Origin of the sequence: Rummeliibacillus sp. POC4 (assembly GCF_003576525.1) — a bacterium.
In the GTDB taxonomy this organism is placed as follows: domain Bacteria; phylum Bacillota; class Bacilli; order Bacillales_A; family Planococcaceae; genus Rummeliibacillus.
The window spans coordinates 25,418-40,305 of record NZ_QWUA01000016.1 but is presented as its reverse complement, the minus strand read 5'-3'; the positions used below and the strand labels follow the sequence as shown (position 1 = coordinate 40,305).

General features: G+C 38.4%; 12 protein-coding genes and 1 other annotated feature. All 12 genes read left to right on the top strand.

Going from position 1 to position 14,888, the window contains the following annotated elements:
- Positions 1-11 precede the first annotated feature (11 nt).
- The gene (gene nusG, locus D1606_RS07065) at positions 12-545 is read left to right on the top strand and encodes a transcription termination/antitermination protein NusG (protein ID WP_119415311.1); all 534 of its coding nucleotides are present in this window, start codon (positions 12-14) and stop codon (positions 543-545) included.
- 179 nt (positions 546-724) lie between these two features.
- On the top strand, positions 725-1,150 hold the full coding sequence (gene rplK, locus D1606_RS07060) for a 50S ribosomal protein L11 (RefSeq protein WP_146013888.1): 426 nt from the start codon (positions 725-727) through the stop codon (positions 1,148-1,150).
- 127 nt (positions 1,151-1,277) lie between these two features.
- On the top strand, positions 1,278-1,979 hold the full coding sequence (gene rplA / locus D1606_RS07055; RefSeq protein ID WP_119415310.1) for a 50S ribosomal protein L1: 702 nt from the start codon (positions 1,278-1,280) through the stop codon (positions 1,977-1,979).
- Positions 1,980-2,024: 45 nt separating this feature from the next.
- Positions 2,025-2,171, top strand: a sequence feature (ribosomal protein L10 leader region).
- A gap of 32 nt (positions 2,172-2,203) precedes the next feature.
- The gene (rplJ, locus tag D1606_RS07050) at positions 2,204-2,704 is read left to right on the top strand and encodes a 50S ribosomal protein L10 (RefSeq protein ID WP_119415309.1); all 501 of its coding nucleotides are present in this window, start codon (positions 2,204-2,206) and stop codon (positions 2,702-2,704) included.
- A 71-nt stretch (positions 2,705-2,775) separates the two neighbouring features.
- The gene (gene rplL / locus D1606_RS07045; RefSeq protein WP_119415308.1) at positions 2,776-3,135 is read left to right on the top strand and encodes a 50S ribosomal protein L7/L12; all 360 of its coding nucleotides are present in this window, start codon (positions 2,776-2,778) and stop codon (positions 3,133-3,135) included.
- Positions 3,136-3,214: 79 nt separating this feature from the next.
- A complete protein-coding gene (locus tag D1606_RS07040) occupies positions 3,215-3,814 on the top strand; it encodes a class I SAM-dependent methyltransferase (RefSeq protein ID WP_119415307.1) in 600 nt (199 codons plus the stop codon).
- 234 nt (positions 3,815-4,048) lie between these two features.
- Positions 4,049-7,612, top strand: a complete 3,564-nt coding sequence (gene rpoB / locus D1606_RS07035; RefSeq protein WP_199670688.1) for a DNA-directed RNA polymerase subunit beta — start codon at positions 4,049-4,051, stop codon at positions 7,610-7,612.
- Between the two features lie 129 nt (positions 7,613-7,741).
- Entirely contained in the window at positions 7,742-11,341 is a 3,600-nt protein-coding gene (gene rpoC, locus D1606_RS07030; RefSeq protein WP_119415305.1) for a DNA-directed RNA polymerase subunit beta', read from the top strand.
- Between the two features lie 134 nt (positions 11,342-11,475).
- Positions 11,476-11,727: a ribosomal L7Ae/L30e/S12e/Gadd45 family protein gene (locus D1606_RS07025; RefSeq protein WP_119415304.1), complete on the top strand. Its 252-nt coding sequence runs from the start codon at positions 11,476-11,478 to the stop codon at positions 11,725-11,727.
- Between the two features lie 96 nt (positions 11,728-11,823).
- On the top strand, positions 11,824-12,243 hold the full coding sequence (gene rpsL, locus D1606_RS07020; protein WP_102693539.1) for a 30S ribosomal protein S12: 420 nt from the start codon (positions 11,824-11,826) through the stop codon (positions 12,241-12,243).
- 35 nt (positions 12,244-12,278) lie between these two features.
- Complete coding sequence (gene rpsG, locus D1606_RS07015) at positions 12,279-12,749, top strand: 30S ribosomal protein S7 (protein ID WP_119415303.1); 471 nt, start codon at positions 12,279-12,281, stop codon at positions 12,747-12,749.
- 42 nt (positions 12,750-12,791) lie between these two features.
- The gene (fusA, locus tag D1606_RS07010) at positions 12,792-14,873 is read left to right on the top strand and encodes an elongation factor G (protein WP_119415302.1); all 2,082 of its coding nucleotides are present in this window, start codon (positions 12,792-12,794) and stop codon (positions 14,871-14,873) included.
- Positions 14,874-14,888: the final 15 nt, after the last annotated feature.

Genomic DNA, 14,888 nt, shown 5'->3' with positions numbered 1-14,888 from the left:
TCCTATCTATTATGGAGAAAAAATGGTATGTCGTTCATACTTATTCAGGTTATGAAAACAAAGTAAAAGCAAACCTAGAAAAACGTGTTGAAACAATGGGTATGCAAGATAAAATCTTCCGCGTGATTATTCCAGAAGAGCAAGAAACTGAAGTAAAAGACGGTCGTAAAAAAACATATATGCGTAAAACTTTCCCAGGCTATGTATTAGTAGAATTAGTTATGACAGATGATGCTTGGTATGTTGTTCGTAATACACCAGGGGTGACTGGTTTCATCGGTTCTTCAGGTGGTGGGGTAAAACCAACACCATTACTTCCTGAAGAAGTAGAAGCAATTCTACAACAAATGGGCGAAAACGAAGCAACTGTTGACCTAGACTTCGGTGTAGGTGATTTAGTTGAAGTTCTTGAAGGACCTTTTGCTCATTTCCAAGGAATTGTAGAAGAAATTGTCGCTGATAAAGGCAAAGTAAATGTTAAAGTGGACATGTTCGGTCGTGAAACAAAAATGGAACTAGATTTTGATCAAGTTCTAAAAGTTTAAATACAAGGTACTTGCCTTGCATTTTAAAAAGTGTTATCATTTCATAGGTCATACTGTGAAAAATATATCACATGTTATGATATAGTAATTTTTAATGTTATCGGATTCAGCCGACAGACAGATATTGAGTGGGAGGGGAAACCCAATTACCACATCACGGACTTAAGGAGGTGTGTCTCGTGGCTAAAAAAGTTGTTAAAGTTGTAAAACTTCAAATCCCAGCTGGTAAAGCAAATCCAGCACCACCAGTAGGTCCTGCATTGGGTCAAGCAGGTGTTAACATCATGGGATTCTGTAAAGAATTCAACGCTCGTACTGCGGACCAAGCAGGTTTGATTATTCCAGTTGAGATTTCTGTATTTGAAGATCGTTCATTCACTTTCATTACAAAAACTCCACCGGCAGCAGTTCTACTTAAAGTAGCAGCTGGTATCAAATCAGGTTCAGGTGAACCAAATCGTAAAAAAGTAGCTACAGTGAAACGTGATAAAGTACGCGAAATCGCTGAAACTAAAATGCCTGACTTAAATGCAGCATCAGTAGAAGCTGCTATGTCAATGGTAGAAGGTACTGCACGTAGCATGGGTATTGTGATCGAAGACTAATCCCATTACTTGATAAAGTATTGTTTTTGGAGGTTGCGATTGTTTCTTATAGTCATATTTGAAACTCGCAGCCTTTATTCGTGGGAGGTTTAACCCGTTACAACCACAATCAAGGAGGAAATATATAATGGCTAAAAAAGGTAAAAAAATGCAAGATGCAGCTAAATTAGTTGACCGTAACCAACTATACACAGTAGCTGAAGCAGCTGAACTTGCTAAAAAAACAAGCACTGTTAACTTTGACGCAACAGTTGAAGTAGCATTTAACTTAAACATCGATACTCGTAAAAACGACCAACAAATCCGTGGAGCAGTAGTACTTCCAAACGGTACTGGTAAAACTCAACGCGTTTTAGTTTTCGCTAAAGGTGAAAAAATTAAAGAAGCTGAAGCAGCTGGCGCTGATTACGTGGGCGATGCAGAATATATCCAAAAAATCCAACAAGGTTGGTTTGACTTCGATGTAATCGTTGCAACTCCAGATATGATGGGTGAAGTTGGTAAACTTGGTCGTGTATTAGGACCTAAAGGTTTAATGCCAAACCCTAAAACTGGTACAGTTACTTTCGACGTAACAAAAGCAGTTAATGAAATCAAAGCTGGTAAAGTTGAATACCGTGCAGATAAAGCTGGTATCATTCACGCACCAGTTGGTAAAGTTTCATTCGAAGCTGATAAACTAGCTGAAAACTTATCTACATTAATTGACGTAATCCTTAAAGCAAAACCTGCTGCATCAAAAGGTGCTTACGTAAAATCTTTACACGTAACTACTACAATGGGACCATCAATTAAAGTTGACCCACTATCAGCTACAGAAGCAAAATAATTTTTGATTGACAGAGTATACATCGTTTGTTATGATGAATACTGTTGTGAATATCCATTTGTACCGTAGACCGTAGGGGCGAATTATTTTCGCTTAATGTCCTACCGAGGGCAAAGGAACTCAGACTCTTACTTAAGATGATGAAATTCCGCCTCTTGTCTACTATTGGCAAGAGGCTTTTCTTTTGTCGGTATAAATGACCCATTCTAATAGGAGGTGTCAAGATGAACAAAGCAGTTGAAGCTAAACAAGCTGTTGTTCAAGAAATCGCTGACAAGTTTAAAAGTGCAGCATCAGTAGTAGTAGTTGACTACCGTGGCCTTACAGTATCTCAAGTTACTGAACTACGTAAACAATTACGTGAAGCTGGTGTAGAATTTAAAGTATACAAAAATACTTTAGTTCGTCGTGCTACTGTTGAAACTGGTTATGAAGAACTTAACGAAGTTCTTACAGGTCCAAATGCAATTGCATTTTCAAGTGAAGATGTTGTTGCTCCTGCACGTATCATCAACAACTTTGCGAAAGAAAACGAACAATTAGAAATTAAAGCTGGTCTTATCGAAGGCGCTTATGCAAGCGTTGAAGAAGTTAAAGCATTGGCAGAACTTCCATCTCGCGAAGGTTTACTATCTATGCTATTATCTGTACTTCAAGCTCCAATGCGCAACCTAGCTCTTGTAACAAAAGCTGTTGCAGAACAAAAAGAAGAACAAGGCGCTTAATAGCTGCTTAATCTTCTAGGCAACTATTGCCAAAACAAAAAAACTTACATTCCGTATAGGAGGAAAATATAATGAACAATGAGCAAATCTTAGAAGCTGTTAAAAATATGACAGTTCTTGAATTAAACGATTTAGTAAAAGCAATCGAAGAAGAATTCGGTGTTACTGCTGCTGCTCCTGTAGCAGTTGCTGGTGGCGCTGCTGCAGCTGCAGAAGAAAAAACTGAATTTGATGTAGTTTTAGCTTCTGCTGGTGATTCAAAAATTAAAGTAATCAAAGTGGTTCGTGAAATCACTGGTTTAGGTCTTAAAGAAGCTAAAGAAGTAGTTGATAACGCTCCTAAAGCTCTTAAAGAAGGCGTTGCTAAAGAAGAAGCTGAAGAAATCAAAGCTAAACTTGAAGAAGTTGGCGCATCTGTAGAAGTTAAATAATTTCTACTTGTTGATTGTGAAAAGCTCGTCAATTTTGGCGGGCTTTTTCTTTACCTTTAGATGATGGAGGGCATTATTCTTGTCAGAACATTATTATTCAAAAAAGCCTCAAGTAGAGAGTAAACCACGTAGATGGAATTTTACACTTCGGGGATTTTCTTTTGTTTTTGAAACAGATGCAGGGGTTTTTAGTAAAAGCGAAGTAGATTTTGGTTCCCGTGTATTAATTGATAGTTTTGAGATGCCAACTGTTGAAGGGTGTATTTTAGATGTAGGTTGTGGATATGGACCAATTGGATTGTCAATTGCAAAAAGTTATCCAAATCATATAATTCACATGATGGATGTCAATGAGCGAGCGGTTAATCTAGCAAAGAAAAATGCTGAATTGAACGGGGTTCAAAATGTACAGATCTATGAGAGTGATGCACTTTCATCTGTTCAAGAAGAACAAGTCGCTGTTGTTTTGACAAATCCTCCGATTCGCGCAGGAAAAAACACTATTTTTAGATTTTATGATGAAGCATATGAAAAACTAGTGGATTTAGGTGAACTGTGGATTGTCATTCAAAAAAAACAAGGTGCACCATCTACTGTAGAACATTTGGAATTAAAATTTTCAAAAGTGGAAATAGTAGAGAAGAAAAAAGGTTATTGGATTATCAAAGCAGTAAAATAAATTTGTCAAAACTTATAGATTGACTTGACAAAAACGCTGTGATAATATAATAAAATGCAAAAATATTAATTTGAGGGCGTTTGCCTATTGATTGAAAATGAAATAGCAAGAGCTTTCGAATTTAACTTTGGTTAATCGAAAATGAGCTCAAAATGAACTCGTTTTCTTTTTGTCTTTCGTAATCATACAACATTTATATGGTTTCTGAAAGACCTATTATCGCTTTATTGAGGGGTGAATGAGTTGACAGGTCAACTAGTTCAGTACGGACAACACCGCCAGCGTAGAAGCTTTGCGCGTATTAAAGAGGTGCTGGAACTTCCGAATCTTATTGAGATTCAAACCGCATCTAACGAATGGTTTCTTGAAGAAGGTTTACGTGAAATGTTCCGTGACATTTCACCAATTGAAGACTTCACAGGGAATCTATCACTAGAATTCGTCGACTACAGTCTCGGAGAACCGAAATATGATGTCGATGAATGCAAACAACGTGACGTGACTTATGCAGCACCATTACGTGTAAAAGTACGTCTTCTTAACAAAGAAACAGAAGAAGTGAAGGAACAAGAAGTATTCATGGGGGATTTCCCACTCATGACAGAAACTGGTACTTTCATTATCAACGGCGCGGAACGCGTTATTGTTTCACAATTAGTAAGATCACCAAGTGTATACTATCACGATAAAACAGATAAAAACGGTAAAAAAGGTTTTGGTGCTACAGTTATTCCAAACCGTGGTGCTTGGCTTGAATACGAAACTGACGCTAAAGATGTTGTCTATGTTCGTATCGACCGTACTCGTAAATTGCCAATTACAGTACTTTTACGTGCGCTTGGCTTTGCATCCGATCAAGAAATCATCGAATTAATCGGTGATAACGAATTTTTACGTAACACATTGGAAAAAGATAATACAGATAGTACAGAAAAAGCACTATTAGAAATTTATGAACGTCTACGCCCTGGTGAACCACCAACAGTAGAAAGTGCAAAAAATCTATTGTATTCTCGTTTCTTTGATCCAAAACGTTATGATTTAGCAAACGTTGGTCGTTACAAAATGAACAAAAAGCTTCATATCAAAAACCGCCTATTCAACCAAACAATTGCTGAAACTTTAGCAGATCCTGAAACAGGCGAAATTTTGGTCGAAGCTGGTACATTAATCGACCGTCGTGTACTAGATCGTTTAATCCCATATTTAGAAAACGGTGTTGGCTTTAAAACGATTTCTAAAGTTGGAGGAGTTCTTGAAGGAGATATTCAAATTCAAGAAATTAAAATCTATGCACCAAATGATGAATCACAAAAAGAAATCAAAGTAATCAGTAATGCTTATATCGATGAAGAAGTGAAACATATCACTCCTGCTGATGTAGTATCATCTGTTTCTTATTTCTTTAACTTATTATATGGTGTGGGCGACACAGACGATATCGACCACTTAGGTAACCGTCGTCTACGTTCTGTAGGTGAACTTCTACAAAACCAATTCCGTATCGGGTTATCTCGTATGGAACGTGTCGTACGTGAACGTATGTCTATTAACGACACAGCGTCTATTGTTCCACAACAATTGATCAATATTCGTCCAGTAATTGCAGCTATTAAAGAATTCTTTGGTAGTTCTCAATTATCACAATTCATGGACCAAACAAACCCATTAGCTGAATTGACTCACAAACGTCGTCTATCAGCTCTAGGACCTGGTGGTTTAACACGTGAACGTGCTGGCTTTGAAGTACGTGATGTTCACTATTCTCACTATGGTCGTATGTGTCCGATTGAAACACCAGAAGGTCCAAACATTGGTTTGATCAACTCACTTTCAAGTTATGCAAAAGTGAACAAATTTGGTTTCATCGAAACACCATATCGTCGTGTTGATCCTGAAACTGGTTGCTTAACAGATCATATCGATTATTTAACTGCTGACGAAGAAGATAACTACGTTGTTGCTCAAGCAAATTCACCATTAAATCCAGATGGCTCTTTTGCTGAGGAAGAAGTTGTAGGACGTTTCCGTGGTGATAACTCAGTATTCAAACGTGAAACTGTTGACTACATGGACGTATCTCCAAAACAAGTAGTATCTGCAGCAACAGCATGTATTCCATTCTTAGAAAACGATGACTCAAACCGTGCTCTTATGGGTGCCAACATGCAACGACAAGCAGTTCCATTGTTAAATCCTGAAGCTCCATTCGTTGGTACAGGTATGGAACATGTAGATGCACGTGACTCAGGTGCGGCAGTAGTTGCAAAATATGCAGGTATTGTTGAACATGTTGAAGCACGTTCAATTCATGTACGCCGTATCGAAGTAATCGATGGGAAAGAAGTTAAAGGCGATTTAACAAAATATAAATTACAAAAATTTGTACGTTCTAACCAAGGTACAAGTTACAACCAACGTCCATTAGTGAAAGTTGGCGAACGTGTTAAACCACGTGATATTCTTGCAGATGGTCCTTCAATGGAACGCGGTGAGTTAGCACTTGGTCGAAACGTAGTCGTAGCATTCATGACTTGGAATGGTTATAACTATGAAGATGCTGTAATCATGAACGAACGTCTTGTTAAAAATGACGTTTATACTTCTGTTCATATCGAAGAATATGAATCAGAAGCACGTGATACTAAACTCGGACCTGAAGAAATCACTCGTGATATTCCTAACGTCGGAGAAGAAGCATTACGTAACCTAGATGAACGTGGTATTATCCGCATTGGTGCTGAAGTGCATGATGGTGACATTTTAGTCGGTAAAGTAACTCCTAAAGGGGTAACTGAATTGACTGCAGAAGAACGCCTATTACACGCAATCTTCGGTGAAAAAGCTCGTGAAGTTCGTGATACTTCATTACGTGTTCCTCACGGTGCAGGCGGTATCGTACTAGATGTCAAAGTCTTCAATCGTGAAGATGGAGATGAATTATCACCAGGTGTTAACCAAATGGTTCGCGTCTATATTGTTCAAAAACGTAAAATTCGCGTTGGGGACAAAATGGCCGGACGTCATGGTAACAAAGGGGTAATCTCTCGTATCTTACCTGAAGAAGATATGCCATTCTTGCCAGACGGTACTCCAGTAGATATCATGTTAAACCCATTAGGTGTACCATCTCGTATGAACATCGGACAAGTATTAGAGTTGCACCTAGGTATGGCCGCTCGTTACTTAGGCGTTCATATGGCAACACCGGTATTCGATGGTGCTACTGATGAAGACGTATGGAAAACAATGGAAGAAGCCGGCATGAATCGTGACGGTAAAACAATCCTTTATGATGGACGTACTGGTGAACCTTTCGATAACCGTGTATCAGTTGGTGTTATGTATATGATCAAACTTGCTCACATGGTTGATGATAAACTTCACGCTCGTTCAACAGGTCCTTACTCATTAGTTACGCAACAACCTCTTGGTGGTAAAGCGCAATTTGGTGGACAACGTTTTGGTGAAATGGAAGTTTGGGCTCTTGAAGCATATGGTTCTGCTTATACACTTCAAGAAATCTTAACAGTTAAATCAGATGACGTTGTAGGTCGTGTTAAAACTTACGAAGCAATCGTAAAAGGTGAAAGTGTTCCAGAACCAGGCGTTCCTGAATCTTTCAAAGTATTAATTAAAGAACTTCAATCTTTAGGTTTAGATGTGAAAATGCTAACAATCGATGATGAAGAAATAGAATTACGTGATAGTGAAGATGATGATGATCTTCAACCAAACGATTCATTTAACATTACTTCAAACAACGAAGAAGAAGCATCAGTAGGGTCACCTGAGTAATTCAATTACAGTACTGGGATGTTGGACAGGACCATTTATGGGCTTGTCCTCCTTCCCGTTTTATAAATAAATCAATCGTCGAGCTAAGAAAAGTCATTAAAGACTTCAGAATAAAGGGAGGTAGGCTCCTTGATAGACGTTAATAATTTTGAGTACATGAAAATAGGTTTAGCTTCACCTGATAAAATTCGCTCATGGTCTTATGGAGAAGTCAAGAAACCAGAAACTATTAACTATCGTACACTTAAACCAGAAAAAGACGGTTTGTTCTGTGAACGTATTTTCGGACCTACAAAGGACTGGGAATGTCACTGTGGTAAATACAAACGCGTACGTTATAAAGGCGTAGTTTGTGACCGTTGTGGTGTAGAAGTAACACGTGCAAAAGTACGTCGTGAACGTATGGGGCACATTGAATTAGCTGCTCCAGTTTCACATATTTGGTACTTTAAAGGTATCCCAAGTCGTATGGGTCTTATTTTGGATATGTCACCTCGTGCACTTGAAGAAGTTATTTACTTTGCTTCTTATGTAGTAATCGATCCAGCTGACACTCCACTTGAGAAAAAACAATTGCTTACTGAAAAAGAATACCGTGCATATCGCGAAAAATACGGCAAAACTTTTGATGCAGCAATGGGTGCAGAAGCCATTAAACAACTACTTCAAGAAATTGATCTTGATAAAGAATCAGAAGCTCTTAAAGAAGAACTTAAAACTGCACAAGGCCAACGCCGTACACGTGCTATTAAACGATTAGAAGTTGTTGAATCATTCCACCACTCAGGCAACCGTCCTGAATGGATGATCTTAGATGTACTACCTGTAATTCCTCCAGAATTACGTCCAATGGTACAACTAGATGGTGGTCGTTTCGCAACATCTGATTTAAACGATTTATATCGCCGTGTTATTAACCGTAATAACCGTTTAAAACGTCTTCTTGATCTTGGTGCTCCTGGAATCATCGTTCAAAACGAAAAACGTATGCTTCAAGAAGCGGTAGATGCTTTAATCGATAATGGTCGTCGTGGCCGTCCAGTTACTGGTCCTGGTAACCGCCCATTAAAATCTCTTTCTCATATGTTAAAAGGTAAACAAGGTCGTTTCCGTCAAAACTTACTTGGTAAACGTGTTGACTACTCTGGTCGTTCTGTTATCGTAGTAGGTCCATACTTAAAAATGTACCAATGTGGTCTTCCAAAAGGTATGGCAATCGAATTGTTTAAACCTTTTGTTATGAAAGAACTTGTTGAACGCGGTTTAGCACATAATATTAAATCTGCAAAACGTAAAATTGAACGTATGCACCCAGAAGTATGGGATGTCCTAGAAGATATCATCAAAGAACATCCAGTATTACTTAACCGTGCACCGACTCTTCACAGACTAGGTATCCAAGCGTTCGAACCAACTCTAGTTGAAGGGAAAGCAATTCGTCTTCACCCATTAGTATGTACAGCATATAACGCTGACTTCGATGGTGACCAAATGGCGGTTCACGTTCCACTATCAGCAGAAGCACAAGCAGAAGCACGTTTGTTAATGCTTGCAGCACAAAACATCTTGAATCCTAAAGATGGTAAACCAGTTGTAACACCTTCTCAAGATATGGTATTAGGTAACTACTACTTAACACTAGAACGTCAAGGTGCTGTCGGCGAAGGTACAATCTTCTACGGACCAGATGAATTGAATGTCGCTTATCAAAACCATGAAGTACATTTGCATACTCGTATTGCAATCAAAGCTTCATCTTTGCATAACAAAACATTCACAGAAGAACAAAATAATATGTTGTTGATTACAACTGTAGGTAAAGTTATTTTCAACGAAATTCTTGATGATGCTTTCCCATACATCAATGAACCAACAACTTCAAACTTACAAGATGGAACACCGGCTAAATACTTTGTTCCTACAACAACTAATGTTAAAGAACATTTAAAAACGCAAGAACTTATTAAACCATTCACGAAAAAATACCTTGGTAAGATTATTGCTGAAGTATTTGCTCGTTATCACATTACTGAAACATCTAAAATGCTTGACCGTCTTAAAGACCTTGGTTTCAAATTCTCTACTAAAGCTGGTATTTCAATCGGTATCTCAGATATCATCGTATTACCAGGTAAACAAGAAATTTTACACCATGCTCAAGAACAAGTAGATAAAGTAATGAAACAATTCCGTCGTGGTTTAATAACTGAAGAAGAACGTTACGATCGAGTAATTTCATTCTGGAGTGCTGCAAAAGATGAAATCCAATCTAAATTGATGGACTCACTTCCAGCAGATAACCCAATCTTCATGATGAGTGACTCTGGTGCCCGTGGTAACGCATCTAACTTCACTCAACTTGCTGGTATGCGTGGTCTGATGGCCAACCCAGCTGGTCGTATTATTGAACTTCCAATCAAATCTTCATTCCGTGAAGGTTTAACAGTATTGGAATACTTCATCTCAACTCATGGTGCTCGTAAAGGTCTTGCCGATACAGCACTTAAAACAGCCGATTCAGGTTACCTTACTCGTCGTCTAGTAGACGTTGCACAAGATGTAATTGTCCGTGAAGATGATTGTGGTACTGACCGTGGTTTAGCTATTACTTCTTTAAAAGAAGGAACAGAAATTATTGAAACATTAGAAGAACGTGTTACAGGACGTTATGCTAAGAAAACAATCCGTCACCCAGAAACAAACGAAGTACTTGTAGCTAAAGATGAATTGATCACACCAGAATTAGCTCGTCAAATTGCCGAAGCTGGTATTGAAGAAGTGACAATTCGATCTGCATATACATGTAATACAAAACATGGTGTATGTAAAAAATGTTATGGTATGAACTTAGCAACTGGTGACAAAGTTGAAGTGGGTGAAGCAGTTGGTATCATCGCTGCTCAATCTATTGGTGAACCAGGTACACAATTAACAATGCGTACATTCCACCAAGGTGGTGTAGCAGGTGCCGATATCACACAAGGTCTTCCACGTATCCAAGAAATTTTTGAAGCACGTAACCCTAAAGGTCAAGCAGTTATTACTGAAATCGCTGGGGTTGTAACTGATATTGAAGAAGTTCGCGAAGGACAAAAAGAAATTACAGTTACAGGAGCAGTAGAAGCACGTAAATACTTAGCTCCATACAATGCGCGATTAAAAGTACAAGTTAACGATCAAGTGAAACATGGTCAAATTCTTACAGAAGGTTCTATCGATCCTAAAGAATTGTTGAAAGTGACAGATGTTTCTACTGTAGAAGAATATCTACTAAAAGAAGTTCAAAAAGTATACCGTATGCAAGGGGTAGAAATTGGAGATAAACACGTTGAAGTAATGGTTCGTCAAATGCTTCGTAAAGTACGTGTTATTGAAGCTGGGGAAACTGAATTACTTCCAGGTACATTACTAGACATTCACCAATTCTCTGAAGCGAATGCAGAAGCTGTACATGAAGGTAAAATTCCTGCAACATGTCGCCCAGTTATCCTAGGTATTACAAAAGCTTCTCTTGAAACAGAATCATTCTTATCTGCTGCATCATTCCAAGAAACAACTCGTGTCTTAACTGATGCTGCTATTAAAGGTAAACGAGATGAATTACTTGGTCTTAAAGAAAATGTTATCTTAGGTAAACTTGTTCCAGCTGGTACAGGTATGCAACGCTATCGTCAAATTGAAATTGCCGAAAGCGAAGAAAAAACTGAGGAAACACTTGCTGCTGAGTAATTTTTAAAGAAATCCAAGGAGAAGATATAATCTTCTCCTTGAGATTTTTATTTAATTCATTGACAATATTGTCGATGGATGATACTATATGTAAGGTTGATAGTTGATTGTCTATCATTTCGGAGGATATGAAAATGTCTTATGAAAAAGTCAAACAGGCTAAAAAAACAATCGTTGGCATTAAACAAACAGTTAAAGCATTACAAACTGGTCATGTTACTGAAGTTTTCGTTGCTCTAGATGCAGACGTTCGAATGACCAAGTGCGCGGTGCTATTAGCACAAAATAAAGGTATTCCCGTTGTATTAGTAGACTCGAAAAGAGAACTTGGTAGAGCCTGCAAAATTCAAGTAGGCGCTGCAGTTTGTGCGATTACTGAATGGTAGTTTTTGCGATGATCACGCAAAGACTTTGTTTTTTGTCTTAAAATGAACCACCTGGATGTGTGGATTTAACAAACATTATGAAGGGAGGAAAAATCGATGCCTACAATTAACCAATTAGTACGTAAGCCTCGTCAATCCAAAAGTAAAAAATCAAAATCACCAGCATTGAACAAAAGCTATAACAGCTTTGCAAAATCATTGACTGATGTTAACTCACCACAAAAACGTGGTGTTTGTACACGTGTTGGTACAATGACTCCAAAAAAACCAAACTCAGCGTTACGTAAATACGCTCGTGTACGTTTAACTAACCAAATCGAGGTTAATGCTTACATTCCTGGTGAAGGCCATAACCTACAAGAACACAGTGTTGTTCTTATTCGTGGCGGTCGTGTAAAGGATTTACCAGGGGTACGTTATCACGTTGTACGTGGTGCATTAGATACTGCTGCTGTAAACGGTCGTATGCAATCTCGTTCTCTATATGGTGCTAAAAAACCAAAAGAAAAAAAATAATGTAAATTAGCTTTTTGCTGAAAGGAGGAAAACAAATGCCTCGTAAAGGTCCTGTTTCCAAACGTGACGTGTTACCAGATCCAATTTATAATTCAAAACTAGTAACTCGCTTAATCAATAAAATGATGGTAGATGGTAAAAAAGGTACTTCAGAAAAAATCTTATACGGAGCTTTCGAATTAGTAAAAGAACGCTCAGGTAAAGATCCTCTAGAAGTATTCGATGCTGCATTAAACAATGTAATGCCTGTTCTTGAAGTTCGTGCTCGCCGTGTAGGTGGTGCTAACTATCAAGTACCAGTAGAAGTACGCCCTGATCGTCGTACAACTCTTGGTCTTCGTTACCTAGTAAACTACTCTCGCCTTCGTGGTGAAAAAACAATGGAAGAACGTCTAGCTAACGAAATTCTAGATGCTTCTAACAACACTGGTGCATCAGTTAAAAAACGCGAAGATATGCACAAAATGGCAGAAGCGAACAAAGCATTCGCTCACTACCGTTGGTAATCGCGATTTAATCTTAATCCATTATGGAAGGAGAAATACAGCATGACTAGAGAGTTCTCCCTTGAGAATACTCGTAATATCGGAATCATGGCTCACATTGATGCTGGTAAAACAACAACAACTGAGCGTATCCTTTATTACACTGGTAAGATTCACAAAATCGGTGAAACTCATGAAGGTGCTTCTCAAATGGACTGGATGGAGCAAGAACAAGAACGTGGTATCACTATCACTTCTGCTGCTACAACAGCTCAATGGAAAGGTCACCGAGTTAACATCATCGACACACCAGGACACGTAGACTTCACAGTTGAAGTTGAACGTTCTCTTCGTGTACTTGATGGTGCTGTGACTGTACTTGATGCACAATCAGGTGTAGAACCACAAACCGAAACTGTATGGCGTCAAGCTACAACTTACGGCGTACCTCGTATCGTATTCATCAATAAAATGGATAAAATCGGTGCTGACTTCTTATATTCTGTAAAAACTTTACACGAACGTTTAGAAGCTAACGCTCACCCAATCCAATTACCAATCGGTGCTGAAGATGAATTCCATGCAATCATTGACCTTGTAGAAATGAACGCTACATTCTACAAAGAAGGCGATGACGGTTCAAACGCTGAAGTTAAAGAAATTCCAGAAGAATACAAAGCACAAGCAGAAGAATATCACGAAAAATTAATCGAAGCTGTAGCTGAATTAGATGAAGATCTAATGGAAAAATACTTCGCTGGTGAAGAAATCACTAAAGAAGAATTAAAAGCTGCAATTCGTAAAGCAACTTTAAACGTTGAATTCTACCCTGTAACTTGTGGTACTGCATTCAAAAACAAAGGTGTTCAATTAATGCTAGATGCAGTAATTGATTACCTACCAGCTCCAACAGACGTTGCTTCTATTAAAGGTACATCTGTTGATGGCGAAGAAGAAATCGTGCGTCATTCATCTGATGAAGAACCATTCTCTGCACTAGCATTCAAAGTTATGACTGACCCTTATGTTGGTAAATTAACTTTCTTCCGTGTATACTCTGGTGTTCTTGAATCAGGTTCATACGTACAAAACTCTACAAAAGGGAAACGTGAACGTGTAGGTCGTATCCTACAAATGCACGCTAACTCTCGTTCAGAAATCCAAGAAGTATATGCTGGGGACATTGCAGCTGCTGTAGGTCTTAAAGCAACTACTACTGGTGATACTCTATGTGATGAAAATAACTTAGTTATTCTTGAATCAATGGAATTCCCTGAACCAGTTATTTCACTTTCTGTAGAACCTAAATCTAAAGCAGACCAAGATAAAATGGGTCAAGCTTTACAAAAACTACAAGAAGAAGACCCAACATTCCGTGCTCACACTGACACAGAAACAGGCCAAACAATTATCTCTGGTATGGGTGAACTTCACTTAGATATCATCGTTGATCGTATGAAACGTGAGTTCCACGTTGAAGCTAACGTAGGTGCTCCTCAAGTATCTTACCGTGAAACTTTCCGTACTGGTGCTCAAGTTGAAGGTAAATTCGTACGTCAATCAGGTGGTCGTGGTCAATACGGTCACGTTTGGATCGAATTCGAACCAAACGAAGAAGGTAAAGGCTTCGAATTTGAAAATGCTATCGTCGGTGGTGTAGTACCTCGTGAATACATTCCAGCAGTAGAAGCAGGTCTTAAAGACTCTCTACAAAATGGTGTACTTGCAGGCTTCCCATTAATCGATATTAAAGCAAAATTATTCGATGGTTCTTACCATGATGTCGATTCAAATGAAATGGCATTCAAAGTTGCTGCTTCAATGGCACTTAAAAACGCAGTTTCTAAATGTAATCCAGTTCTATTAGAACCAATTATGAAAGTAGAAGTTGTAATGCCAGAAGAATATCTTGGTGATATTATGGGTAACATTACTTCTCGCCGTGGTCGCGTAGAAGGTATGGAAGCTCGCGGTAACGCTCAAGTTGTTCGTGCAATGGTTCCACTTGCTGAAATGTTTGGTTATGCAACAACTTTACGTTCAGCTACACAAGGTCGCGGTACATTCTCAATGGTATTTGACCATTATGAAGAAGTTCCAAAATCTATTAGTGAAGAAATCATTAAACAAAACAAAGGTGAATAATATTAAATTTTTTAA

Bases quoted from the DNA above. Each gene is read 5' to 3' on its own strand.
- nusG (WP_119415311.1), top strand. From the start codon at position 12: ATGGAGAAAAAATGGTATGTCGTTCATACTTATTCAGGTTATGAAAAC.
- rplA (WP_119415310.1), top strand. From the start codon at position 1,278: ATGGCTAAAAAAGGTAAAAAAATGCAAGATGCAGCTAAATTAGTTGAC.
- rplJ (WP_119415309.1), top strand. From the start codon at position 2,204: ATGAACAAAGCAGTTGAAGCTAAACAAGCTGTTGTTCAAGAAATCGCT.
- rplL (WP_119415308.1), top strand. From the start codon at position 2,776: ATGAACAATGAGCAAATCTTAGAAGCTGTTAAAAATATGACAGTTCTT.
- D1606_RS07025 (WP_119415304.1), top strand. From the start codon at position 11,476: ATGTCTTATGAAAAAGTCAAACAGGCTAAAAAAACAATCGTTGGCATT.
- rpsL (WP_102693539.1), top strand. From the start codon at position 11,824: ATGCCTACAATTAACCAATTAGTACGTAAGCCTCGTCAATCCAAAAGT.
- rpsG (WP_119415303.1), top strand. From the start codon at position 12,279: ATGCCTCGTAAAGGTCCTGTTTCCAAACGTGACGTGTTACCAGATCCA.
- fusA (WP_119415302.1), top strand. From the start codon at position 12,792: ATGACTAGAGAGTTCTCCCTTGAGAATACTCGTAATATCGGAATCATG.